Annotated in this window: 23 protein-coding genes and 1 tRNA gene; 13 read left to right on the top strand and 11 right to left on the bottom strand. The window is 64.4% G+C overall.

What is annotated here, in order from left to right:
• Positions 1 to 8: 8 nt before the first annotated feature.
• Positions 9 to 1,235 carry a 5-aminolevulinate synthase gene (gene hemA / locus BB934_RS07235; protein WP_099509032.1) on the bottom strand — a complete coding sequence of 409 codons (1,227 nt, stop codon included), beginning with the start codon at positions 1,233 to 1,235 and terminating at the stop codon, positions 9 to 11.
• Between the two features lie 154 nt (positions 1,236 to 1,389).
• Here hemA and BB934_RS46930 point away from each other — a divergent pair, with 154 nt between their 5' ends.
• From BB934_RS46930 to BB934_RS07210, 6 genes are all read left to right on the top strand, one after another.
• Positions 1,390 to 1,557, top strand: a complete 168-nt coding sequence (locus BB934_RS46930) for a hypothetical protein (RefSeq protein ID WP_157934072.1) — start codon at positions 1,390 to 1,392, stop codon at positions 1,555 to 1,557.
• A 62-nt stretch (positions 1,558 to 1,619) separates the two neighbouring features.
• The gene (murA, locus tag BB934_RS07230; protein ID WP_099509031.1) at positions 1,620 to 2,909 is read left to right on the top strand and encodes a UDP-N-acetylglucosamine 1-carboxyvinyltransferase; all 1,290 of its coding nucleotides are present in this window, start codon (positions 1,620 to 1,622) and stop codon (positions 2,907 to 2,909) included.
• 161 nt (positions 2,910 to 3,070) lie between these two features.
• The gene (locus BB934_RS07225) at positions 3,071 to 3,511 is read left to right on the top strand and encodes a DUF2948 family protein (RefSeq protein ID WP_099509030.1); all 441 of its coding nucleotides are present in this window, start codon (positions 3,071 to 3,073) and stop codon (positions 3,509 to 3,511) included.
• On the top strand, positions 3,511 to 4,803 hold the full coding sequence (hisD, locus tag BB934_RS07220) for a histidinol dehydrogenase (RefSeq protein WP_099509029.1): 1,293 nt from the start codon (positions 3,511 to 3,513) through the stop codon (positions 4,801 to 4,803). Before BB934_RS07225 ends, hisD begins: the two co-directional genes overlap by 1 nt.
• Before the next feature lie 151 nt (positions 4,804 to 4,954).
• Positions 4,955 to 5,440 carry a UPF0262 family protein gene (locus BB934_RS07215; RefSeq protein WP_099512679.1) on the top strand — a complete coding sequence of 162 codons (486 nt, stop codon included), beginning with the start codon at positions 4,955 to 4,957 and terminating at the stop codon, positions 5,438 to 5,440.
• 54 nt (positions 5,441 to 5,494) lie between these two features.
• Positions 5,495 to 5,926, top strand: a complete 432-nt coding sequence (locus BB934_RS07210; protein ID WP_237050297.1) for an arsenate-mycothiol transferase ArsC — start codon at positions 5,495 to 5,497, stop codon at positions 5,924 to 5,926.
• Here the strand turns inward: BB934_RS07210 and BB934_RS07205 are convergent.
• The 3 genes from BB934_RS07205 to BB934_RS07195 all read right to left on the bottom strand — a co-directional run bounded on the left by BB934_RS07205 (position 5,891) and on the right by BB934_RS07195 (position 7,701).
• Positions 5,891 to 6,211 carry an AzlD family protein gene (locus BB934_RS07205; RefSeq protein WP_099509028.1) on the bottom strand — a complete coding sequence of 107 codons (321 nt, stop codon included), beginning with the start codon at positions 6,209 to 6,211 and terminating at the stop codon, positions 5,891 to 5,893. The two genes, BB934_RS07210 and BB934_RS07205, sit on opposite strands and share 36 nt — an antisense overlap.
• The gene (locus BB934_RS07200; protein ID WP_237050210.1) at positions 6,208 to 6,918 is read right to left on the bottom strand and encodes an AzlC family ABC transporter permease; all 711 of its coding nucleotides are present in this window, start codon (positions 6,916 to 6,918) and stop codon (positions 6,208 to 6,210) included. Before BB934_RS07200 ends, BB934_RS07205 begins: the two co-directional genes overlap by 4 nt.
• Positions 6,919 to 7,029: 111 nt before the next feature.
• The gene (locus BB934_RS07195; RefSeq protein WP_099509027.1) at positions 7,030 to 7,701 is read right to left on the bottom strand and encodes a TerC family protein; all 672 of its coding nucleotides are present in this window, start codon (positions 7,699 to 7,701) and stop codon (positions 7,030 to 7,032) included.
• A gap of 436 nt (positions 7,702 to 8,137) precedes the next feature.
• Between BB934_RS07195 and BB934_RS07190 the strand changes: the two genes are divergently transcribed.
• The 5 genes from BB934_RS07190 to rarD all read left to right on the top strand — a co-directional run bounded on the left by BB934_RS07190 (position 8,138) and on the right by rarD (position 12,709).
• A complete protein-coding gene (locus tag BB934_RS07190) occupies positions 8,138 to 8,809 on the top strand; it encodes a tripartite tricarboxylate transporter TctB family protein (protein ID WP_099509026.1) in 672 nt (223 codons plus the stop codon).
• Positions 8,809 to 10,311, top strand: coding sequence for a tripartite tricarboxylate transporter permease (locus tag BB934_RS07185; protein WP_099509025.1), 1,503 nt, complete (start codon positions 8,809 to 8,811; stop codon positions 10,309 to 10,311). The genes BB934_RS07190 and BB934_RS07185 overlap by 1 nt, the downstream gene beginning before the upstream one ends.
• 61 nt (positions 10,312 to 10,372) lie before the next feature.
• The gene (locus tag BB934_RS07180; protein ID WP_099509024.1) at positions 10,373 to 11,347 is read left to right on the top strand and encodes a tripartite tricarboxylate transporter substrate-binding protein; all 975 of its coding nucleotides are present in this window, start codon (positions 10,373 to 10,375) and stop codon (positions 11,345 to 11,347) included.
• Between the two features lie 121 nt (positions 11,348 to 11,468).
• Positions 11,469 to 11,545 (top strand) — tRNA-His (locus BB934_RS07175).
• Positions 11,546 to 11,797: 252 nt separating this feature from the next.
• Complete coding sequence (gene rarD / locus BB934_RS07170; protein ID WP_418294732.1) at positions 11,798 to 12,709, top strand: EamA family transporter RarD; 912 nt, start codon at positions 11,798 to 11,800, stop codon at positions 12,707 to 12,709.
• Between the two features lie 84 nt (positions 12,710 to 12,793).
• Here rarD and BB934_RS07165 read toward each other — a convergent pair whose 3' ends face one another.
• The 3 genes from BB934_RS07165 to BB934_RS07155 all read right to left on the bottom strand — a co-directional run bounded on the left by BB934_RS07165 (position 12,794) and on the right by BB934_RS07155 (position 15,633).
• Positions 12,794 to 13,726, bottom strand: a complete 933-nt coding sequence (locus BB934_RS07165; RefSeq protein WP_099512675.1) for a sugar-binding protein — start codon at positions 13,724 to 13,726, stop codon at positions 12,794 to 12,796.
• Positions 13,727 to 13,843: 117 nt separating this feature from the next.
• Positions 13,844 to 14,893, bottom strand: a complete 1,050-nt coding sequence (locus BB934_RS07160) for an ABC transporter permease (RefSeq protein WP_099509023.1) — start codon at positions 14,891 to 14,893, stop codon at positions 13,844 to 13,846.
• Positions 14,893 to 15,633 (bottom strand): ATP-binding cassette domain-containing protein, encoded by a 741-nt coding sequence (locus BB934_RS07155; RefSeq protein WP_099509022.1) that lies wholly within the window; start codon positions 15,631 to 15,633, stop codon positions 14,893 to 14,895. The genes BB934_RS07160 and BB934_RS07155 overlap by 1 nt, the downstream gene beginning before the upstream one ends.
• Positions 15,634 to 15,842: 209 nt before the next feature.
• On the opposite strand from BB934_RS07155, the gene BB934_RS07150 reads away from it, so the two are divergent.
• Positions 15,843 to 16,532 (top strand): FadR/GntR family transcriptional regulator, encoded by a 690-nt coding sequence (locus BB934_RS07150; protein WP_099509021.1) that lies wholly within the window; start codon positions 15,843 to 15,845, stop codon positions 16,530 to 16,532.
• A gap of 447 nt (positions 16,533 to 16,979) precedes the next feature.
• Here BB934_RS07150 and BB934_RS07145 read toward each other — a convergent pair whose 3' ends face one another.
• The 4 genes from BB934_RS07145 to BB934_RS07130 form a co-directional block, all read right to left on the bottom strand.
• Entirely contained in the window at positions 16,980 to 17,219 is a 240-nt protein-coding gene (locus tag BB934_RS07145; RefSeq protein ID WP_099509020.1) for a hypothetical protein, read from the bottom strand.
• 106 nt (positions 17,220 to 17,325) lie between these two features.
• The gene (locus BB934_RS07140) at positions 17,326 to 18,135 is read right to left on the bottom strand and encodes a phasin family protein (protein WP_099509019.1); all 810 of its coding nucleotides are present in this window, start codon (positions 18,133 to 18,135) and stop codon (positions 17,326 to 17,328) included.
• A gap of 238 nt (positions 18,136 to 18,373) precedes the next feature.
• Entirely contained in the window at positions 18,374 to 19,312 is a 939-nt protein-coding gene (locus tag BB934_RS07135) for a dihydrodipicolinate synthase family protein (protein ID WP_099509018.1), read from the bottom strand.
• A 33-nt stretch (positions 19,313 to 19,345) separates the two neighbouring features.
• Entirely contained in the window at positions 19,346 to 21,079 is a 1,734-nt protein-coding gene (locus tag BB934_RS07130) for an IlvD/Edd family dehydratase (protein ID WP_099509017.1), read from the bottom strand.
• Between the two features lie 151 nt (positions 21,080 to 21,230).
• Here BB934_RS07130 and ytfQ point away from each other — a divergent pair, with 151 nt between their 5' ends.
• Entirely contained in the window at positions 21,231 to 22,193 is a 963-nt protein-coding gene (ytfQ, locus tag BB934_RS07125) for a galactofuranose ABC transporter, galactofuranose-binding protein YtfQ (RefSeq protein WP_099509016.1), read from the top strand.
• The last annotated feature ends 44 nt before the right edge of the window (positions 22,194 to 22,237 follow it).

Genomic DNA, 22,237 nt, shown 5'->3' with positions numbered 1-22,237 from the left:
AATGATCTTTACTCGGCGGCCTGGATTTTCGCTTCCAGGGGGAGCCCGAGCGCGGTCCACACCTCGACGAGAGCAGCGGCGAGGGCGTCGATATGGGCGTTCGAGTGGAACGGGCCGGGGGTGATGCGCAGCCGCTCGGTGCCGCGCGGCACCGTGGGGTAGTTGATCGGCTGGATATAGATGCCGTGCTTGTTCAGCAGCCGGTCGGAGGCCGCCTTGCAGGCTTCCGCGTTGCCCACCATCACGGGGACGATATGGGTCGGTGTATCGAGCACGGGCAGGCCGATTCCGGTCAGGACCGCCTTGGTGCGGGCCACCTGGCGCTGCTGCTGCTGGCGCTCGGTGGCGGATTCCTTGAGGTGGCGGATCGAGGCCGTCGCGGCGGCGGCGACCGCCGGGGGCAGGGCGGTGGTGAAGATGAAGCCGGGGGCGAAGCTGCGGATCGCATCCATCACGGCCTTGGTGCCGGTCAGATAGCCGCCCATGACGCCGAAGGCCTTGCCCAGGGTACCCTCGATCACGTCGATCCGGTGCATGGCGCCCTCGCGCTCGGCGATGCCGGCGCCGCGCGGGCCGTACATGCCGACCGCATGGACCTCGTCGATATAGGTCATGGCGCCGTAGCGCTCGGCGAGGTCGCAGATGGCATGGATGGGGGAGATGTCTCCGTCCATGGAATAGACGCTCTCGAAGACGATCAGCTTGGGCCTCTCGCCGGCGGCCTGGAGCAGGTCCTCCAGGTGTTCGAGATCGTTGTGGCGGAAGATCGCCTTGTCGCAGCCCGACTGGCGCACGCCCTCGATCATCGAGTTGTGGTTGAGCGCGTCCGAGAGGATCAGGCAGTTCGGGATCAGCTTGGCGAGCGTCGAGATGCCGGTCTGATTCGAGACGTAGCCCGAGGTGAAGACGAGGGCCGCTTCCTTGCCGTGGAGATCGGCGAGCTCGGCTTCGAGCGCCACAATAGGATGGCTGTTGCCCGAGATGTTGCGTGTGCCGCCGGCGCCGGTGCCGAGCCGCCAGGCGGCCTCGACCATGGCGCGGGTCACGTCCCGGTTCTGGCCCATGCCGAGATAGTCGTTGGAGCACCACACCGTGATCGGGCGCGGGCCGTCCGGGGCATGCCAGATCGCCTGGGGATAGCGGCCGGCCAGCCGCTCGATATCGGCAAAAACGCGGTAGCGCCGCTCGGCCTGGAGGCGATCGAGGGCAGACTGGAAGAAGTTCTGGTAATCCATCATCTCACCGGGTGGGCAATGCAATGCCCGGGGATCGTAGGCCCATTATGCCAGATCGCATTGATCCGGGTCAAAGTGCCGAGCCGTGATATTGCGGTTGAGAGCCGCTTGCGAAGCCTCTATTTGATAAAAGCGACGATGGGTCGCGTGAACCATGACTGACGTGAAATCGCAAGAGAAAGCCGACCGGCTGAAGGCGGCCTTGAAGGAAAACCTGAAGCGTCGCAAGGTCCAGGCCAGGGGGCGGAAGGCCGTCAAGGCATCCGGAACCCAGGCCGAGAGCTTGAGCGTTTTGGATGAGCGCGACAAGCCGTCCGACTAGCCCAAAAGGTTCAAGGCGCGCATAGCGCATGGTTTGCTGATAAGATTTGCAAGGGGAATTTGATGGATCGCATTCGCATCCGGGGCGGCGTGCCTCTCAACGGCTTGATTCCGATTTCAGGCGCCAAGAATGCGGCCCTGCCTCTCATGATCGCGAGCCTCCTGACCGAGGAGACGCTCGAGCTCGGCAATGTGCCGCGGCTCGCGGACATCTCCTCCCTCCTGCGGATCATGAGCAATTTCGGCGTCGATCACTCGATCGCCGGCCGCCGGCCCGGCCAGTCGTCCGAGACCGGGCAGACGATTCGCCTGACGGGCAAGAACATCATCGATACCGTTGCTCCCTACGAGCTGGTCTCGACCATGCGGGCGAGCTTCTGGGTGATCGCCCCCTTAGTGGCCCGCTTCGGCCATGCCCGGGTCTCCATGCCGGGCGGATGCGCCATCGGCACCCGTCCGGTCGACCTGCTCATCATGGCGCTCGCCAAGCTCGGCGCCGCGATCGAGATCGACAGCGGCTATGTGGTCGCCACCGCTCCCAAGGGCCTGATCGGGGCCGAGATCGACTTTCCCAAGGTGACCGTCGGCGGCACCCATGTCGCCCTGATGGCGGCGACGCTGGCTCAAGGAACCACCGTGATCCGCAACGCCGCCCGCGAGCCGGAGGTGGTGGATCTGGCGGAGTGCCTGATCAAGATGGGCGCGAGGATCGAAGGAGCCGGCACCTCCGAGATCGTCGTCGAGGGCGTCGCTCGCCTCAACGGCGCGTCGCACGACGTCATGCCCGACCGCATCGAGACCGGCACCTATGCCATGGCGGTTGCCATGACCGGCGGCGACCTCGTGCTCGACAACACCCGGCCTGATTATCTCCAGGCCGCCCTCGACGCGCTCGGCCAGGCGGGGACCGAAGTGACCTCGACCCATGGCGGCATCCGCGTCCGTCGCAACGGCAATGGCATCCAGCCGGTCGACGTGACCACCGACCCCTTCCCGGGCTTCCCGACCGACCTGCAGGCGCAGTTCATGGCCCTCATGACCCGGGCCAGCGGCACCTCGCGCATCCGCGAGACGATCTTCGAGAACCGCTTCATGCATGTGCAGGAGCTCGCCCGCCTAGGCGCCCAGATCCGCCTCGACGGCGACAGCGCCTATGTGGACGGCGTGCCCGGCCTCAAGGGCGCGCCGGTCATGGCCACGGATCTGCGCGCCTCGGTCTCATTGGTGATCGCGGGGCTGGTGGCGGACGGCGAGACCACCATCAACCGGGTCTATCACCTGGATCGCGGCTTCGAGGCGCTCGAAGCCAAGCTCGCCCGCTGCGGCGCTCAGATCGAGCGCCTGAGGGGCTGACGATCGAGAAGCCGGCTTTTCAGCCGGCTTTTCTTTTTCAGGCCGGGCATTCCCTACAGACCGGCCTTCGAAGAAGAGGCCGGACCGTGGCCCGGGAGGTTGCGCCGGGGCAGGGGGCTCTCTACCTAAACCTTAAAGTTCAACAACAGGTTGGTGGCTCCATGGACCTCCTCAGACTCGTCGCGTTCGACCCCGACGACCTTGCCGTCATTTCCGCTCATCTTCAGGATTCGCTCCTGCGGGTGGGCGACATCGCCTATCTGCCCCGGGAAAGGCGTTTCGCCATCCAGATCCGCCGCTACGACTGGGAGGCCGCGACGCCTCAGCGGCGGCTGACCTGCATGCATTTCGAGAACGTCACGGGCGTGCGCGTCCGGGGCATCGACCAGACCAACAAGGATGCGGTCCTTAACCTTCTCGCCATCGCCTTCGAGGAGGCCAGCGCTCCGTCGGGCACTGCCACCTTGATCTTTGCCGAAGGCGGCGCCATCCAGGTGGACCTGGAGTGCATCGAGATGCAGATGAAAGACACCGGTCCGGTCTGGGCTGCCGAAAGCCGCCCCTCCCACGACGACCAGGTTCAAGCGGCGGGGCGTCCGTAATGGCGCAGAGGCTTGACGCGCGGGAGGCTTCCTTCCCGAAGGCTTTCGCCGCTCTCCTTTCGGCCAAGCGCGAGGTCTCGGAGGACGTGGACCAGGCGGTGCGTGCCATCATCGAAGAGGTGATGGTGCGGGGCGACGAGGCCCTGATCGACTTCACGCTTCGCTTCGACGGGCTCGCCCTCCAGCCTGAGACCCTGCGCATCTCGGATGCCGAGATCGATGCCGCCAGGGCCGAATGCCCGAAGGAGGCGCTGGAAGCCCTCGCGCTCGCGAAGGAGCGCATCGAGACCTATCACCGGACGCAACGCCCGCAGGATTCCATGAGCACGGACTCGGTGGGCGTCACCCTGGGCTGGCGCTGGACAGCGATCGAATCCGTCGGCCTCTACGTTCCCGGCGGGCGGGCGAGCTATCCCTCCTCCGTCCTGATGAACGCGGTGCCGGCGAAGGTCGCTGGCGTGCCGCGCGTCGTCATGGTCGTCCCAACCCCGAAGGGCGAGACGAACCCGCTCGTTCTGGCCGCGGCGCGCCTTGCCGGCGTCGACGAGGTCTACCGCATCGGCGGCGCCCAGGCCGTGGCGGCGCTCGCCTACGGCACGGAGAGCCTGAATCCGGTCGCCAAGATCGTCGGTCCCGGCAACGCCTATGTGGCGGCCGCCAAGCGCCGCGTCTTCGGCCAGGTCGGCATCGACATGATCGCAGGACCCTCCGAAGTGCTGATCCTCGCGGATGCCCACAGCAATCCGGACTGGATCGCCGCCGATCTCTTGGCACAGGCCGAGCACGATCCCGCTGCCCAGTCGATCCTCATCACCGACAGCCCCGCGCTCGCCGACGCGGTCGAGAAGGCCGTCGAGCGCCAGCTCCGGACCCTGCCGAAGGCCGAGATCGCCGGTGCCAGCTGGCGCGATTACGGCGCCATCATCCTGATCGACCGGCTCGAGAACGCCATTCCCCTGGTCGACCGGCTCGCGCCGGAGCATCTCGAAATCGAGACGGAGAACGCCGAGGAGTTCGCGGCGAAGGTCCGCAACGCCGGCTCGATCTTCCTCGGCAGCCACACGCCCGAGGCCATCGGCGATTACGTGGGCGGTCCGAACCACGTCCTGCCCACGGCCCGCTCGGCCCGTTTCTCCTCGGGCTTAAGCGTGCTTGACTTCATGAAGCGAACCTCGATCCTGAAATGCGATGCGGGCGCTCTGCGTGCGCTCGGCCCGGCAGCGATCGCGCTCGGGCGTTCGGAGGGACTGGAGGGGCATGCGCGGTCGGTCGCGATCCGCCTGAACCTCTAGCGCATCGTGCGGAAAAGTGGTTCCGGTTTTCGCTGACGCGGACCTCCGGTTCCGCGCTCAACGATGCGCATATTAGGAACAGGAGCATCGGATGAATCCCAAAAGTGCAAATCCACTTTTGGGTCCGATGCTCGAGGCTGGCGGAGGGCGGATGGCGAGCGAAGCGAAGGAGCGCACCCGGCTGGTCGCCGTCACGCTCGACGAATCCTCCATCGGCCGCGGCAACCCCGACCAGGAGCACGAGCGTGCCATCGCCATCTACGATATTCTCGAAGAGAACACCTTCGCCCTGCCGGGTTACGATGGCGGGCCCTATGTTCTGCGCATCTCACTGATCGAGAAGAAGCTCTGCTTCGAGGTCAACGCGCAGGATGGGGCGCACCTCGTTTCGCATCACCTGTCGCTGACGCCGTTCCGCAAGGCGATCCGCGATTACGAGATGATCTGCGACAGCTATTACCAAGCCATCCGCGCCTCCTCTCCGGCGCAGATCGAAGCCATCGACATGGGACGGCGCGGGCTGCACAACGAGGCGGCCGAACTTCTGATGAAGCGCCTCGAGGGCAAGCTCATCCTCGATTTCGATACGGCCCGGCGTATCTTCACGCTGATCTTCGCGCTTCACTGGAAGGGCTGACACGTGGACGAGTTCCGCTCGAAACGGATCCACTCGGTTCTGTTCGTCTGTGCGATGAACGCCGTGCGCTCCGCCATGGCCGAAGCCATTGCGCGACATTACTTCGGCAAGTCGATCTATGTGCAATCCGCCGGTGTCCGCAAAAGCGAGGCGGACGGCTTCACGGCATCGATCCTGTCCGAGATCGGCATCGACGGCTCAAAGCACCGGCCGCGCACGCTCGAAGAGCTGGAGGAATGGGAGGGCCTCAATTTCGACCTCATCATCTCCCTCTCGCCGGAGGCCCATCACGCCGCTCTCGAGCTGACGCGCACCATCGCGGCCGAGGTGGAATACTGGCCGACGCCGGACCCGACGATCACGCAGGGCTCGCGCGAGCAGGTTCTCGATGCCTACCGCAACACTCGCGATGGGCTGATGTACCGCATCCGCCTGCGGCTCAAGCAGGGCTCATCCAAGGGCCCTGATGACGGCAAGGGTGCCTAGGCCGGCGAGAAGGCCGACGATGTCGATCCGCGTCGCCGCCATGGCGACGATAGCGGCCGCGAGCGCGGCGATGGCAGGCCAGCCGTTGTCCATCGCCACCGGCAGGATCGTCGCCAGGATGATGGAGCCGGGAAGCGCGCGCAGGCCGCGCTCGATGCGCGGCGTGATGCGCACGCGGCTCATGACGACGACGCCTGCGATGCGGCACAGAAACGTCACGAGCGCCATTGCGGCGATGGCGAGAACCGAGCCCCACGGGCTCGCGATGACGGTGGCCGTATTCATTCGATCAGCATCCCGGCCGCGACTCCGGTAAGGGCCCCGGCGATGATGAAGACGTAGCCCGGCACCAGGGCATGGACGATGAGCGCGACGAGGCCCGCCACGAGCCAGGGCAGGGCGGTCCTGGCACCTTTCCAGAGCGGCACGAGCATGACGCCGAAAAAGATCGGCATCACGAGATCGAGTCCGAAACGCCGGGGTTCCGGTACGAGGGCGCCTGCGAAGTAGCCGCCAAGCGTCGCGGCGATCCACACCGTCCAGAGGATCATCCCGCATCCCAGCAGCACGCCGACATCCCGGCCGCCCTCGTTGTGATAGCGTGTGCTCACGAGCCATCCGGCCTCGGTGATGAGGAAGAGGTTGAGCGCGGTGCGGGCCAGGGGTTCGTCCTTCAGCCAAGGCTGGAGGGTCGCGCCCAGCAGGATCATGCGCGCGTTGACGATGGCGGTCACGGTCATGATCGTGAGGATCGTCGACGGGGTCCAGGCCTTCTGCCAGATTTCGAGCCCGACCATCTGGGATGCCCCCGCATAGACGAAGGCGGAGAGCCCGAGGGTTTCGCCGAGCGACAGGCCCTTCTGGGCCGCTGCCGCGCCGAAGGCGAGGGCGAACATGATGAAGCCGGGAAAGGCGGGCAGGGTGGCACGCGCGCCGTAGCGCAGGCCTGCCGTGGAAAAATAAGGGCGGAGTGCGGGGGACATGAGCGACATGCTCTGTGCCTTCCCGCATCTCCGCCGTCAATTGGAGATTCGATACGCAGGTCTAGAGAGGACGCATCGAATGGATCCCGAAAGCGGAGTCCACTTTCGGGATCCGATGCTTTAGCCGACGGCGCCGTTGACCAGCGGAGAAACCTCCAGGAAGCCCTCGTAGATCATCTTGAGCGACACATAGAGGATGATCGCCAGCCCCACATAGGCGATCCAGCGGTAGCGCTGGAGCAGGCGGGCGATGAAGGAGGCCGCAATGCCCATGAGAGCGATCGACAGCAGCAGGCCGAAGGCAAGGATGTAGGGGTGCTCACGCGCCGCTCCCGCCACCGCCAGCACGTTGTCGAGCGACATCGACACGTCGGCGATGATGATCTGCCAGGCGGCCTGGGCGAAGGTCTTGCGCGGAACGCCTCCGCCAATGGTGCCGTCCTGATCGATGTCCCGACCCTCGAGAGCTTCCTCAGCCGCATGCTGCTCGGCCTCATGGCCGGTGCGCAGCTCGCGCCACATCTTCCAGCAGACCCAGAGCAGCAGGATGCCACCTGCTAGGAGCAGGCCCACGATCTGGAGAAGCTGGGTGGTGATCAGCGCGAAAATGATACGCAGAACGGTGGCGGCGAGAACGCCGAGAAGGATGGCCTTGTTGCGCTGCTCCTTCGGGAGACCGGCGGCGGCCAAGCCGATGACGATAGCGTTGTCGCCGGCAAGCGCCAGGTCGATGCCGACGACCATCAGGAAGGCGACGACCTCGGGTCCGAAAAACTGCGAGAGATCAAACATGCGGTGCCTCATATGTCGGTTGGGGGCAGCGCATGTGAAACGCTCAAAGAGACGCATCTGGCACCGGAATGTCGCGAAATCCTTCGGACATCGAGCCGAAATGCAGGCAAAACCGTCTTTTTGAACGAACCCAGGCCGCCCTGGTTTTCATCCAGTCCGACATCGCCGCTTCGCAGAGAAGCGACCAGAGGGGCCCGGCCTGGCAGTACAAGGGTCCATCTAGACAAGACCGGGCACGTGATCAAGTGACCTTCCATGAGGCGAAGCTCACTGTCCAATAGTTTAATAGACCTCTTTGCGATGGATGGGTCATTCGAAGAGGTCTTGTTGAGAAACCTTCCCTTCGAGAAAGCGGAAGCTTGATCCAGAGAGCGGCCTCGGGCCATATCGGTCTCAACAACCTTGGGCGCGGGATGCGCTCGCCGGGAGGTCGCCCATGTCTGTTCTCCACGAAGGCTCCGAGCCTCCGCACCATCGCGGTTCGGTCCGTGCCCCGCAAAGCTTGGCCGGGGGGATTCTCCTCGTCGCTCTTGCCGCCCTCGCGCTCTGGCTCACCCGGGATCTCGATCAGGGCACGCTCAACGCCATGGGTCCGGCGATGCTGCCGCGCTGGCTCGCCATCGGCGTCGGCCTGTCCGGCCTCGCCCTTCTGGCCTTCGCCTTCATCAAGGAGGGCGATGCCCTGGAGCGCTGGGGCCTGCGCGGCCCGGTCTTCGTCATCGGCGCCATCGTTGCCTTCGCGCTGACCATCCGCCCCTTCTCCTTCGGCGGCGGGCTGGCCACGCCGGGCCTCGGCCTGCTCTTCGCCGGGCCACTCGCCATCATCCTCGGCGGCTATGCCACCCCCGAGGCGCGCTTGCGCGATCTCGTTCTCCTGGCGCTCAGCCTCACCCCCTTCTGCATGGTGCTGTTCGGCGACCTCCTCAACCTGCCGATCCCGGTCTTCCCGCAGGCGCTCACCAGCCTCTTCCCCTCCGACTGGTCGCAGAAGGCGGTGCTGCGCGCCACCGCCGGCATCATGGCCGCCGCCGCCATCATTCTGTTTCTCACCACCCGCAACCGCCGTCCGGCCCCGGTTGACGTGGCCGATCACAGCGGGAGGATCTGATGGGTGATTTCTTCTCCAACCTGAGCCTCGGCTTCGGCGTCGCGCTCAGCCTGCAGAATCTCGGCCTTGCCTTCCTCGGCTGCCTCGTCGGCACGCTGATCGGCGTGCTGCCCGGCGTCGGGCCCATCGCCACCATCGCCATGCTACTGCCGATCACCTTCGGGCTCGATCCCACCGGCGCGCTGATCATGCTCGCCGGCATCTATTACGGCGCACAATACGGCGGCTCGACCACGGCGATCCTGGTCAACATTCCCGGCGAGGCGACCTCCGTGGTCACCGCGCTCGACGGCCACCAGATGGCGCGCCAGGGCCGCGCCGGCGTGGCGCTCGGCATCGCGGCCATCGGCTCGTTCTTCGCCGGCACCGTGGCGACCCTCGTCATCGCGGCGCTCGGCGCTCCGCTCACCAAGCTGGCGCTGGTCTTCGGCCCGACCGAGTATTTCTCGCTCATGGTCATGGGCCTGGTCTTTGCCGTGGTGCTCGCGCGCGGTTCGATCCTGCGGGCGATCGCCATGATCCTGGTCGGCGTACTTCTCTCCACCGTCGGCACCGACCTCGAGACCGGCGAGGAGCGCATGACCTTCGGCCTGCCGTTCCTGGCGGACGGCATCGACTTCGCGGTGCTCGCCATGGGCATTTTCGGCATCGCCGAGATCATGCGCAACCTCGACCATACCGAACATCGCGACGTCGTGCGCCAGGCCATCGGCCGGCTTCTGCCGAACAAGGAGGACTTCAAGCAGTCCTACAAGCCCGTGCTGCGCGGTACCGTCATCGGCGCGATCCTCGGCATCCTGCCCGGCAACGGCGCGGTGCTCGGGCCGTTCGCCTCCTATACGCTCGAGAAGAAGCTCGCCAAGGATCCGCGCCGCTTCGGGCGCGGCGCGATCGAGGGCGTGGCCGGGCCCGAGAGCGCCAACAATGCCGGCGCGCAGACCTCGTTCATCCCGCTCCTGACGCTCGGCATTCCGCCGAATGCGGTGATGGCGCTGATGGTGGGTGCGATGACCATCCACGGCATCATTCCCGGACCCCAGGTGATGACCAAGAACCCGACCCTGTTCTGGGGCATGATCGCCTCGATGTGGGTCGGCAACCTGATGCTGCTCGTGATCAACCTGCCGCTGGTCGGCATGTGGGTGCGGCTCCTGAAGGTGCCGTACCGCCTGATGTTCCCGGCGATCCTGATGTTCTGCTGCATCGGCATCTACTCGATCAACTCGCTGCCGACCGATGTGATGTTCATCGGGCTGTTCGGGTTCGTGGGCTACGTGCTGATCAAGTTCGGCTTCGAGCCGGCGCCGCTGCTGCTCGGCTTCGTGCTCGGCAAGCTGATGGAAGAGAACCTGCGTCGTGCGCTCATCATCTCGCGCGGGTCGATGGAGACCTTCATCACCCATCCCGTCAGCGGGGGCCTGCTCGCCGTTGCCGCTATCCTACTTGTGATCGCTCTCCTGCCTTCCATCCGGAAGGGAAGGGACGAGGTGTTCACGGAGTAGCTTGCCTTCGACCCTGCCTTGCCCACATGTAAGGCCATAACCTTTTCTGGGAGGAAAACTGATGAAAAAAGTTGTACTGGCTCTTGCCGCAGTCGCCGGCTTGGCCGCAACGGGCGCTCAGGCTCAAAACTATCCGACCCGTCCGATCACCATGATCGTGCCCTTCGCAGCCGGCGGCCCGACCGACGTGATCGCCCGCATCGTCAGCGACCACATGAGCCGCACCCTCGGCCAGCAGATCGTGATCGAAAACGTCGCCGGCGCCGGCGGCACCACGGGCATCACTCGCGCCGCCCAATCGCAGCCGGACGGCTACACCATCATGATGGGCCACATGGGCACCCACGGCGCCGCGCCGGCTCTCTACCCGAACCTGAAATACGACCCGGCCAAGGACTTCGCGCCCATCGGCGTGGCCGCCGGCACGCCGATCGTGATCGTGGCCAAGAAGGACTTCCCGGCCAACGACCTGAAGGGCTTCCTCGCCTATCTGAAGGCCAATGGCGACAAGGTGAACATGGCCCATGCGGGCGTGGGCTCGGTCTCCCATTCCACGGGCATCTTCTTCAACTCCGTGGTCAAGGTGAAGCCGACCATGGTCGCCTATCGCGGCACGGGTCCGGCTCTCAACGACCTGATGGGCAACACGGTCGACTTCATGACCGACCAGATCGTCAACGTGGCCCCGCAGATCCAGGGCAACAACATCAAGGCCTTCGCCATCGCGACGCCCGAGCGTTCCCCGGTCCTGCCGAACGTGCCGACCACCAAGGAAGCCGGCCTCGACGGCTATGAGGTCAGCGCCTGGAACGCCGTCTTCGCGCCCAAGGGCACCCCGCCCGACGTGGTCAAGAAGCTCAGCGACGCGCTGATGAAGTCCCTCGACGACGAGAACACCAAGAAGCGTCTTCTCGACCTCGGCGGCGTCCTGCCGACCGCCGCGGAACGGACCCCTGACGGCTTGCAGAAGCTCGTCGAGAGCGAGGTCGCCCGCTGGACCCCGGTCCTCAAGGCTGCCGGCGCCACCGCCGAATAAGCTTCTCCAAGCTTGAGCATGAGACGCGGCGGGCCTTCGGGCCCGCCGCGTCATTTCGGGCCATCGGAGGCCAAAGAGGTCTTGAAATTGCCAGCCCAGGCGATTACACCCTGCCTCACGTGCAGCCGTAGCTCAGTTGGTTAGAGCACCAGATTGTGGATCTGGGGGTCCCCCGTTCGAGCCGGGGCGGCTGTACCATTCCCGGACAATTGGCTCTCGCAGGTTCGAGGTTTCCTGATTAAGGAGTGTCGGTCAGCTTGATTACGCCACGCTCCAGCCATCACGTCATATTCTGCCGCGCGTCCAGTCTTAGCGCCTTCGCAGCGTGGAGGTACTGACAGGATTCCCTCTTCCGCAGGGTATCTCTTGCCCGTCGATTGAACTAGGAAACGGGCGCGTCGGGACGCTCGGCGGCGGAGCGCCGGGATCGGGGATGCGGGGGCGGATATCGTGGTAGGATCGGAACAGGACGCTGTCGAGGCGCGTCGTGCGAGCAGCGGCGTCCTCTATGCTCTGGCGGCGTTCTTCATGTGGGGCTTGGCCGTGCCGCTCCACTTCAAGCTTCTCACATCCGTGCCCACCCTGCAGATCCTGGCGCATCGCATCGTCTGGGCGAGCGTCTTCGCGCTCGGCCTGATTGCCGCTTTCCGGCAGGGGGACAAGCTCGCCGAGGCCTTCGCCTCGCGCCAGCGGGTTCTGTTGCTGTCCGTCTCCGCCGGGCTGATCGCCATCAACTGGCTCATCTATATCTGGGCCGTGAACTCGGGCCATCTCGTCCAGACGAGCCTCGGCTATTTCATCAACCCGCTCATCAATGTCGTGCTGGGCGTGCTGTTTCTCCGCGAACGGCTGAATCCGATGCAGATCGCGGCCTGCCTGCTTGCGGGAATCGGGGTGCTCACCCTGGCCGTCGCGTCCGGCGAGATGCCCTGGGTGGCGCTGGCGCTCGCCTGCAGCTTCGGCTGCTATGGTCTCGTCAGGAAGATCGTGCCGGTCGCCCCTCTCATCGGCTTCTGCATCGAATCGCTGCTGCTCGCGCCCCTGGCGCTGGGATATCTGGTCCTCACTTTTGTGGATGGCACCTCCGTCATGTTCAGAGGCGATGTGGGCCTCGATCTGCTTCTCGTCCTGACGGGCTTGAGCACGGCAGCGCCGCTGATCTGGTTCGCCGCTGCGGCCCAGCGCCTTAAGCTTTCGACCGTCGGGCTGCTGCAATATCTCGCGCCGTCGGGTCAGCTCGCACTTGGCGTTCTGGTCTATGGCGAGGCCTTCGGATGGATCGATGCAATCGCCTTCGGTCTGATCTGGATCGCTCTTGCCATCTACACGTTCAGCGCATTGCGAACCGCGTCGGGCCGGTGAACGAAACAGCCGCTCCCATGCACGCAAAAGAAAACGTCCCGGAAGATGACTCTTTCCGGGACGTCGTCGTTGCGCGAGGGCAGCTTATTTCAGCATCGATCCGACATTGTCCTTCGTCACCCGGTCGATGCCGGCATAGATGATGTCCTGGACCTTCTCGCCCTTCTTGAGCTGCAGCAGGATGTCCATGGCCTTCTCGCCCATCTCGTAGGGGCGCTGGCCGACGAGCGCATTGGCATAGCCGTCGCGCAGGAGCTCGAGCTGCACCTTCAGGGTATCCGCTACCACGAGCGAGAACTTGCCCTGGTCCATGGCGCTCTTGTTCTTGTTCACGAAGCTCTTGTAGGCCTCGGGAACGAACATCGGCCAGCCGCCGACGGGAACGATGGCGGCGAGGTCCGGATTGGCGGTCTTCAGGTCCTGCATCTGCTGCACGGCGAGTGCGAGATCGTCGTTGCAATAGGTGGGAGAGCCGGACACTTCCGTCCACTTGGATCCCTTCAACGCATCGCGCACGCCCTCGACGCGGTCCTTCAGGTTGGCGGCGGCAGGACCGCCGGACACCATGGCGTATTTGCCACCCTCCGGCCGCAGCTTCAGGAGCTCCTCGCCGAGCGCGCGCCCCATGGCGCGGTTGTCGGTGCCTACATGCGCCTGGCGCGCGGAGGCGGGGGCATCGGCATCGAAGGTGATGACCGGAATGCCGGCATCGCGCGCAGCCTTGATCACGCGCACGGCTGCTGCTGCATCCGAGACGGAGATGGCGATGCCGTCGACCTTCTGGCTGATCAGATCCTGGATGATCTGCGCCTGGCTTGCCGGCTCATGCTCGACAGGGCCTTTGTAGATGCATTCGATGTTGCCGAGTTCCTTCGCGCGCTTGATGCAGCCGTCGCGGGAGAGGTCGAAATAGGGGTTGTTCATCGCCTTCGGAACGATGGCGAACTTGAGGGTCTGAGCCGCTGCGGGAGCGGTCAGCGCCGCAACGGCGACGGCGGCAAGGATCAGGCGTTTCATCATGTCGTCCTCCTGGGTGATTGCGGCCCCATGGCTGGGGTCTCGTGACCGGCTTCTGCCGACCGGTTTTCTGGATCCGCTGTCGAGGCGCGAGCGTTCCGCCTCCGATAACGGCGTTCAAGATGTCATGCGCAGCGTCCGCAGGCGGTCGACGAGGACCGCGAGGATGATGATCGCGCCGACCAGCACGATCTGCCAATACGCATTGATGCCCGCGAGCACGAGCCCGTTGCGGATGACCTCGATGAGAAGAGCGCCGATCACCGCGCCCGCCGGTCCGCCGATGCCGCCGTTGAGGTTGGCGCCGCCGATGACAGCCGCGGCGATGATCGTCAGTTCGTAACCCGTGGCCAGATTGGCCGGGGCCGAGCCGAGCCAGCCCACCATCAGGATGCCGGCAAAGCCCGCGGCGAGTGCGGAGATCGCATAGACGGCGATCTTCACCCGCTCCACGGCGATGCCGGTCAGCGCCGCAGCCTTTTCGTTGCCGCCGAGCGCGAAGACGTGGCGTCCGAACGCCGTGTGATGAAGGACCACGCCCATGATCGCGGCGAGCACGAGCAGATAGATGACGGCGACAGGAATGCCGGCGAGATTGCCGTCGGTGATACCGTAGAAGAGATCCACATCGGGACCGGTCGGCGCCTGTCCGCGCCCCTCGGTGACCGCATAGGCGAGGCCACGCACGATGGAGAGCATGCCGAGCGTCGTCACGAAGGGTGACAAGCCAACGCGTGCGATCAGCAGGCCGTTGGCAAGGCCGATCAGCAGCGCCACACCGAGACCGGCGCCGAGCGAGACGATCATGCCGGCGAGCGGAATGCCGTCGAAGACCGTGCCGCTCAATGCCTGCATGACGATGGCGCAGGTGATGGCCGAGAGCGCCATGGTCGAGCCGACGGACAGATCGATGCCGCCGGTGACGATCACCAGCGTAACGCCGAGCGTCACGATGCCGACGAAGGAGAAGTTCTTGGCGACGTTCGCCAGGTTGCCCGGGCTGAGAAAGGCCGAGCTCAGGAAGGACATCACGATCATGATCGCGATGAGAGCTGCCGCGACATAGGCGGTCTGGCTTGCGAAGAATCCGCGACGCCACCAGCGTGTGCGCCCCACATTCGAAAAGGTGTCCGTTTCGGTGCCGGTTGCCGGGGAGAGTTCGCTCATCACGCGGCTTCCTTGGCGCCCGTAATCAGCGCAGTGACTTCCTCGGGGCTCGATTGGGCGATCGGCTTGTCGGCGACCTTGGTGCCGCGCCGCATCACGATCACCCGCTCGCAGACCGAGAAGACGTCCGGCATGCGGTGCGAAATCAGGATGACGGCGATGCCGGCATCTTTGAGACGGCGGATAAGGTCGAGGACCTCGGCGACCTGACGGACCGAGATCGCCGCGGTCGGTTCGTCCATGAGAATGAGCTTGGCCTTGGCAAGCCGCGTCCGGGCGATCGCGACCGCCTGCCGCTGCCCGCCCGACATCGCCCTGACCACATCGTCGGGGCGCGTCTCGGACTTGAGCTCGCGAAAGAGTTCTGCAGTCCGCCGGTTCATGCCTGCATGATCGAGAAACGAGAACGGGCCGACCTTGCGCCGCAATTCGCGTCCGAGAAATACGTTGGCCGCTGCCGTCAGGTTGTCGGCGAGAGCCAGATCCTGATAGACCACCTCGATCCCGACGGAGCGGGCGTCGATCGGCCTGGTGAAGTGAACCTCCCGATCCTCGAACAGGACCCGGCCATGCGACGGCGGGAAGTTGCCCGCGATGATCTTCACCAGCGTCGACTTGCCGGCGCCGTTGTCGCCCATGAGGCCGACGACCTCGCCAGGCTTGATCGTGAGATTGACGTGGGACAAGGCGCGGATGGCGCCGAATTCCTTCCCGACATCCTGCAGGACGAGGAGCGACACGTTTCTTCCCTCCCGATTATTCAGAATGGCCCCGTTCTAAGCAGGGTTCTGACGATGTTGAAATTGGTCAGGCCAATTCAAGCGTCAATAGGAATAAGGCCCGAATGACCGTTCGGTCAAGGCACAGGAAAAGCGCTTATCGTTCATTGCAAGGTTCGAAGTGGAAGCCTATGGTCAGGCCAATTCTAGAGTGGTCGGATTGCCGTTCTATGTCGCAGGTCAAGCCAATGGAGCCCAGGCGTCTCTATCAGCATCTGGCTGACCGCATTCGAGGCCTGATCCACGAAGGGGCCTTTCCGCCCGGCAACCGCCTTCCCGCTGAGCGGGATCTCGCCCAGCAGCTTGGCGTCTCGCGTCCCTCCTTAAGGGAAGCGCTCATCGCGCTCGAGATCGACGGCAGCGTCGAGATCCGGTCCGGCTCCGGAATCTATGTCTGCATGCCGGAGGAGCGGCCGGAGAGCCTGACGCGGTCGATGGGGGAAAGTCCGTCGGAGCTGATGGATGCGCGGGCGGCCATCGAGGGAACGGTCGTCGCCTTGGCCTGCGCACGGATGACCCGCGAGGGCCTCGACGCCGTTCAGACGACGATCGTGGCGATGCGGGCCGATATCGCGAAGGGACGCGATCCGCTCGATCAGGATCGCCAGTTCCACCTGATTCTTGCGGGCCTGTCCGGCAATTCGGTGCTCCTGCGGATCGTTCGCGATCTCTTCGACGAGCGCCATAGCCCGATTTCGAGCCATCTCAGCGTCCGGTTCGACAGCCGCGAGAGCTGGCGCGCAGCGCTTGCGGAACATGAGGCGGTCTACGCCGCGCTGGAGGCATCGGACTCGCTTCTGGCGCAGGCGGCGATGCGGATCCATCTCGACGCCTCGAAAAGGCGATGGGTTGGGGGATGAGGGATTCGGCCGGAGGCTGGAGAGGTTTCGATGCGCTGCCCGGTGGAGCGGTCAAAGAAAGAGCGCCCCATCCGTTGGCGCTCTAGGTGGGCCGCGCTCGCGACCATCGAGGGAGGACCGTGCCAGTCAGGCACCTCACGAGCCTGCTCCCGAAACGTAAACGCTCCGTTACGGAAGCAGGGCTGAATTCCGATTTTCAGATTAATCTCCGACCTCGAGGGTCGTCATCGCCAGCCGGGCAGAAGGAGGCGTTCGCTGCCCCTGCATCTCAGTGCAGAACGAGCAGCCAGCTCACCAGGGCGACGGGAGCGATAATGCCGAGAACGAAGGAAATAGCACCGTGTGCCACGTGAACCTCCTGTTAATGTCCGAAGAGTACCCTCGGTTGACCAGGAAGACAGTGCGCTGCAGCACGTAAGGAAAAGTTGGAGCCGTTTCCGGCCCGGCTCAGGACGACTTGCTGCCGGGCTCCTCGGTAACTGTAGGAGCGTTCGTCTCGCCATCGGCGGGTCCGGCCTGTCCCGCCCGGCGCTTCCGGCCCAGCCATTTGTACAGCATGAAGCCGAGCCCCGAACTGAGGGCCGCGATGACCACGAGGCCGGAACTGGGATAGTCGCGGAAATTGACCTTTCCCGTGGCCTCGAAATCTTCCAGGTCGTCAGCCGGCTCTTCGTCTATCTCGGGCATGAAACGTGCCTCGGTGGGGGACAGGTCTGATATAGGCCCCCCACTGAGGCTGTCCATCGACGTTCAGGCGCAGCAGATCCGCTGCTGCGACGCTCCGGGATGCCGTTCAGGCGAAGTCCCGGGAATGCGGTGTTGTCTTCTGGGCTCCAGGCGCAGCTTTCCAGGCGGTTGTTTCGGTGAGCTGAACGGCAAGATCCGCGAGGCGCGCGCCGTTGCTGAGAGTCTGCTCAAGGTTATCCTGGAGGAGCGAGATCTGCACGGTTGCGAGATCCTGCAGGGATCGGCACTGCGAGAGTCTGGTCCAGCCATCGATGTTGGTCTGCAGGCGCCTATGCGACATGCGAAGGCATTCCCGGGAAATGTCGTGCACGCCGAAGGTCACGGCTTGGGCACTTTCCGTTCCCGCATGAATGATTTCGACCACGCCCTCGGGCACCGTCCGGAGATCGTGAGCCTGCCCGTCGAGCTCGGGCTCTCTCGCTTCGTCGAAGCTTGCCACCTCGTCCTCGACCTTATCCGCCACCGCCTGGGCTTCTTCCGCGCTGAGAACCTGAAGGATCGCCGGAAGAAGCTCCTTCCTGTCGTCGCGGATGTGCTTCTGGAAGGTGCGCCTCAACTCGTCGACTTTGCCGAGAAACTCGCTGCCGTTCTTCGGCATCGCGTCCAGTTCAGCAAGACGCGATCCGGTCTCCTTGTTGTCGCTTATGGCGCCGTCCAGCAGATCCTGCATCCCATGCTTCTGCAGGATCGGAAACAGGTGCTGCTCCTGCAGATTGGCAAGAAGTTCCAGCTCGTCTCTCAGATCCGTCAGCAGACGCTCGCGCGTCTTGGCTGCACCGTCTGAGGTCGCAAGGATTTTGTCGAACAGCTCGTTGGCTCGCTCGGGCGGAGTGTGGCCTAAATGTCTGGCGGGCATCGTCGTTCCTTGTAAGGCGGGGAGGGTGGGTTACGCAGGTACGCTGTGCGTCTGTGTCAGGGACGAAAGCATCCCACATGACATTCGGTTCCCGGGAGCCTCGGACGCTGAGGGCATCCCACTCTTCCGGAAAGCAGCACTCCACCAGCAAACCTTGACCCGAATGCGGCACGCCTTGAGACAAAAAGGCCGCGGGCCTTGCGAGCCCGCGGCAAAAGGACTCCGATTCGTCGCCGGCTTACCGCCCCCAGCGCAGCACCAGCGGGTCGACACGGCGCGCCACCTCGATCAGGCCCTTGCGCGTTTCCGGGTGCAGCGGCATCAGCGGATGACGGACCGCTTCCGACCGGATGACGCCGCCTTCCTTCATGAGCACCTTGGCGGCCAGAAGCCCGCACTGCCTGTTCTCGTAATTGATGAGCGGCAGCCAGCGCTCATAGGCCGCCGCAGCCTTTTCCTTGTCGCCGGCAAAATAGGGGTCGATGATCTGGCGGATGCCGTCCGGATAGGCTCCGCCTGTCATGGCGCCGGTGGCGCCGGCATCGAGATCGGCTATCAACGTGATCGCTTCCTCGCCGTCCCATGGCCCTTCGATGGCATCCTGCCCAAGCGCGATGAGATCACGCAGCTTCGCGGCCGTGCCGGCGATCTCGATCTTGAAGTAGGAGACGTTGGCGATCTCCTTCGCCATGCGTGCCAGGAAGGGCGCCGACAGGGGAGTGCCGGCCATGGGCGCATCCTGGATCATGATCGGAATGCCGATGGCATCGGAGACCTTGCGGAAGAAGTCGTAGATCCCGGCCTCGGAAACCCGCAGCGTCGCACCGAAGAAGGGCGGCATGATCATGACCATCGACGCACCGGCGGCTTCGGCGCGCCGGCTGCGCTCGGCGCAGATCTCGGTCGAGAAGTGGCTCGTCGTGACGATGACCGGAACCCGGCCCGCCACATGATCGAGCACGGTCGTCATCACGCTCTCGCGCTCGCCGTCGGTCAGAACGAACTGCTCGGAAAAATTCGCCAGGATGCAGATGCCGTCCGATCCCGCATCGATCATGAAGTCGATGGCGCGCTTCTGGCCTTCGAGATCGAGCTTTCCGCCGTCATCGAAAATCGTTGGGGCAACTGGAAACACGCCGCGATAGGGGCGCGTGGACGTCTTGCCGGATAAGGACATGGTTTCTCCCTTCAATATCGTTGAGTGTCGCGGTCAGTGGTTGTCTCGTGGAACGGGCGAGCCCGTGCGTCCGACGAGAAAGTCCAGATCGACACCTTTGTCGGCTTGCAGAACATGGTCGATATAGAGCTTGGCATAGCCTCGCGTCGCATGTGGCTCCGGCGGAACCCAGGCGGCGCGCCGGCGCTCCATTTCCTCGGCCTCCACATGAAGATGCAGGCTACGCGCTGCCACGTCGAGGGTGATCAGGTCACCGTTCTGCACCAGCGCCAGCGGCCCGCCGGCGGCGGCCTCGGGGGCGACATGCAGCACCACGGTGCCGTAGGCCGTTCCGGACATGCGTGCGTCCGAGATGCGGATCATGTCGCGGATCCCCTTCTTGAGCAGTTTCTGCGGCAGGGGCATGTTGCCCACTTCCGCCATGCCCGGATAGCCCTTGGGGCCGCAATTCTTGAGCACCATGATGCAGGTCTCGTCGATGTCGAGATCGTCGTCGTCGATGCTGTGGTGCAGATCTTCGATGGTCTCGAACACGACCGCGCGGCCGGTATGCTGCATCAGCTCGGGCGAAGCCGCCGACGGCTTGATGACCGCGCCGTTCGGCGCAAGGTTGCCCTTCAGGATCGCGATGCCGGCTTCCGGCTTGAACGGCTCCTCGAAGGTGGTGATCACCTCGCGGTTCCAGCAGGGCGCGTCCTTCACGTTCTCCCAGATCGGCTTGCCGTTTGCGGTGAGCGCATCTTTGTGGAGCAGGCCGCGTTCGCCCAGCGTGCGCAGCACGACGGGCAGGCCGCCGGCATAGTAGAAATCTTCCATGAGGAAGCGGCCGGAGGGCATGAGATCGACCAGGCAGTGGATGTCGCGTCCGAGCCTGTCGAAATCTTCGAGGGTCAGGTCGATCCCGCACCGCCCGGCCATGGCGAGAAGATGCACGACCGCGTTGGTCGAGCCGCCGATGGCGGCGAGCGTGCGGATCGCATTCTCGAAAGCCTGACGCGTCATAATCTTCGAGAGCACGAGATCCTCGTGCACCATGTCGACGATGCGACGCCCGGCCATGCGGGCGAGGTGGTTGCGCCGCGCGTCGCTTGCGGGGATCGCCGCGTTCTCCGGCAGGCCCACGCCCAGCGCTTCCACCATGGAGGCCATAGTCGAGCCGGTGCCCATGGTCATGCAGTGCCCGGCGGAACGGTTCATGCCGCCTTCCGCCTCGTGGAATTCCTGCAGCGTCACCTCGCCGGCGCGCAGCTGCTCGCTCATGGAGATGATGTTGGTGCCCGAGCCGATATACTTGCCGCGATAGACGCCGCGCAGCTGCGGTCCGCCCGACACGCCGACGGTCGGCAGATCGGCGGAGGCCGCGCCCATGAGCAGGGCAGGGGTGGTCTTGTCGCAGCCCATGAGGAGGACCACGCCGTCAAGCGGATGGGCGCGAATCGCCTCCTCCACGTCCATGGCGGCGAGATTGCGGAACAGCATGGCGGTCGGCCGCATCGTCACCTCGCCGAGGGACGAGACGGGAAACTCGAGCGGAAAGCCGCCGGCATCGAGCACGCCGTATTTCACATGCTCGGCAATGGTACGGAAATGGGCGTTGCAGGGGGTCAGCTCGGACCAGGTGTTGCAGATGCCGATGACGGGTTTGCCCTCGAACTGATCCTGGGGGAAGCCGCTGTTCTTCAGGAAGGAGCGGTAATAGAAGCCCATCTTGTCCTGGCGCCCGAACCAGGCTTGGCTGCGCAACTGGCGCTTTTCGTCATCGCTCATTGTCTTGTCCTTGAAACATTGTGGCGTTTCCAGCGGCCTCATCCACGACTTTGGTTGAATAGGCGCTCAATTTGATTCATATAATAGTACTAATAGGCAGCTGATAAGGCTGCTAAAGTCGAAGAGCAACGACAAATTTAGGGAGAATCTCATGAAGGCCCGTCATCTTCTGACGACTATCGGCATGGCCGCGCTGATGTTGTCCTCAGGCGCCGCTTACGCTCAGAACAAAATGACCATTGGATTCTCGCAGGTCGGATCGGAATCCGGCTGGCGCGCCGCCGAGACGAAGGTCTCGAAGATCGAGGCCGAGAAGCGTGGCGTGGATCTCAAGATCTCCGACGCACAGCAGAAGCAGGAAAACCAGATCCGCGCCGTGCGCTCTTTCATCGCCCAAGGCGTCGACGCCATCTTCATCGCGCCGGTCGTCTCGACGGGCTGGGACGCAGTTCTCAAAGAGGCCAAGGACGCCAAGATCCCGGTGGTCCTGCTCGACCGTTCCATCGATACGAAGGACGAGTCGCTCTACCTCACCGCCGTGACCTCCGACACCGTGTACGAGGGCAAGGTAGCCGGCGAATGGCTGGCGAAGGAGACCGGCGGCAAGTGCAACGTGGTCGAGCTTCAGGGCACCGTCGGCTCGAGCCCGGCGATCAACCGCAAGAAGGGCTTCGATCAGGTCGTCGCGGCCAACCCCGGCATGAAGATCGTCCGCACCCAGTCCGGTGACTTTACCCGCACCAAGGGCAAGGAAGTGATGGAAAGCTTCATCAAGGCCGAGGGCGGCGGCAAGAACATCTGCGCCGTCTACGCGCATAACGACGACATGGCGATCGGCGCCATCCAGGCGATCAAGGAAGCGGGCCTGAAGCCGGGCAAGGACATCAAGATCGTCTCCATCGATGCCGTGCCGGATATCTTCAAGGCGATGGCCGATGGCGAGGCCAACGTCACGGTCGAGCTGACGCCGAACATGGCGGGCCCGGCGCTCGATGCGCTCGCGGCCTTCAAGAAGGACGGCACGGCGCCCAAGAAGTGGATCCAGACGGAATCCAAGGTCTACACACCCGAGACGGCAAAGGCCGAATACGACAAGCGCAAGGACCTCTACTGAGATCTTCGAGCTTCAGGGCAGCAGGCGGGCGACCGCCTGCTGCT

This window comes from Microvirga ossetica (genome assembly GCF_002741015.1).
GTDB lineage: Bacteria > Pseudomonadota > Alphaproteobacteria > Rhizobiales > Beijerinckiaceae > Microvirga > Microvirga ossetica.
The sequence above is the reverse complement of the archived record's forward strand: the minus strand, read 5'-3'. Positions and strand labels throughout refer to the sequence as shown.

Coding starts and splice junctions, on each gene's coding strand:
- BB934_RS07145 (WP_099509020.1), bottom strand. CDS start 17,219: ATGCCCGAGATAGACGAAGAGCCGGCTGACGACCTGGAAGATTTCGAG.
- murA (WP_099509031.1), top strand. CDS start 1,620: ATGGATCGCATTCGCATCCGGGGCGGCGTGCCTCTCAACGGCTTGATT.
- BB934_RS07160 (WP_099509023.1), bottom strand. CDS start 14,893: ATGAGCGAACTCTCCCCGGCAACCGGCACCGAAACGGACACCTTTTCG.
- BB934_RS07225 (WP_099509030.1), top strand. CDS start 3,071: ATGGACCTCCTCAGACTCGTCGCGTTCGACCCCGACGACCTTGCCGTC.
- ytfQ (WP_099509016.1), top strand. CDS start 21,231: ATGAAGGCCCGTCATCTTCTGACGACTATCGGCATGGCCGCGCTGATG.
- BB934_RS07150 (WP_099509021.1), top strand. CDS start 15,843: ATGTCGCAGGTCAAGCCAATGGAGCCCAGGCGTCTCTATCAGCATCTG.
- hisD (WP_099509029.1), top strand. CDS start 3,511: ATGGCGCAGAGGCTTGACGCGCGGGAGGCTTCCTTCCCGAAGGCTTTC.
- BB934_RS07135 (WP_099509018.1), bottom strand. CDS start 19,312: ATGTCCTTATCCGGCAAGACGTCCACGCGCCCCTATCGCGGCGTGTTT.
- BB934_RS07180 (WP_099509024.1), top strand. CDS start 10,373: ATGAAAAAAGTTGTACTGGCTCTTGCCGCAGTCGCCGGCTTGGCCGCA.
- BB934_RS07200 (WP_237050210.1), bottom strand. CDS start 6,918: ATGTCGCTCATGTCCCCCGCACTCCGCCCTTATTTTTCCACGGCAGGC.
- BB934_RS07190 (WP_099509026.1), top strand. CDS start 8,138: ATGTCTGTTCTCCACGAAGGCTCCGAGCCTCCGCACCATCGCGGTTCG.
- BB934_RS07210 (WP_237050297.1), top strand. CDS start 5,495: ATGAACGCCGTGCGCTCCGCCATGGCCGAAGCCATTGCGCGACATTAC.
- BB934_RS07185 (WP_099509025.1), top strand. CDS start 8,809: ATGGGTGATTTCTTCTCCAACCTGAGCCTCGGCTTCGGCGTCGCGCTC.
- BB934_RS07130 (WP_099509017.1), bottom strand. CDS start 21,079: ATGAGCGATGACGAAAAGCGCCAGTTGCGCAGCCAAGCCTGGTTCGGG.
- BB934_RS07195 (WP_099509027.1), bottom strand. CDS start 7,701: ATGTTTGATCTCTCGCAGTTTTTCGGACCCGAGGTCGTCGCCTTCCTG.
- BB934_RS07205 (WP_099509028.1), bottom strand. CDS start 6,211: ATGAATACGGCCACCGTCATCGCGAGCCCGTGGGGCTCGGTTCTCGCC.
- hemA (WP_099509032.1), bottom strand. CDS start 1,235: ATGGATTACCAGAACTTCTTCCAGTCTGCCCTCGATCGCCTCCAGGCC.
- BB934_RS07165 (WP_099512675.1), bottom strand. CDS start 13,726: ATGAAACGCCTGATCCTTGCCGCCGTCGCCGTTGCGGCGCTGACCGCT.
- BB934_RS07215 (WP_099512679.1), top strand. CDS start 4,955: ATGGCGAGCGAAGCGAAGGAGCGCACCCGGCTGGTCGCCGTCACGCTC.
- BB934_RS07140 (WP_099509019.1), bottom strand. CDS start 18,135: ATGCCCGCCAGACATTTAGGCCACACTCCGCCCGAGCGAGCCAACGAG.
- BB934_RS46930 (WP_157934072.1), top strand. CDS start 1,390: ATGACTGACGTGAAATCGCAAGAGAAAGCCGACCGGCTGAAGGCGGCC.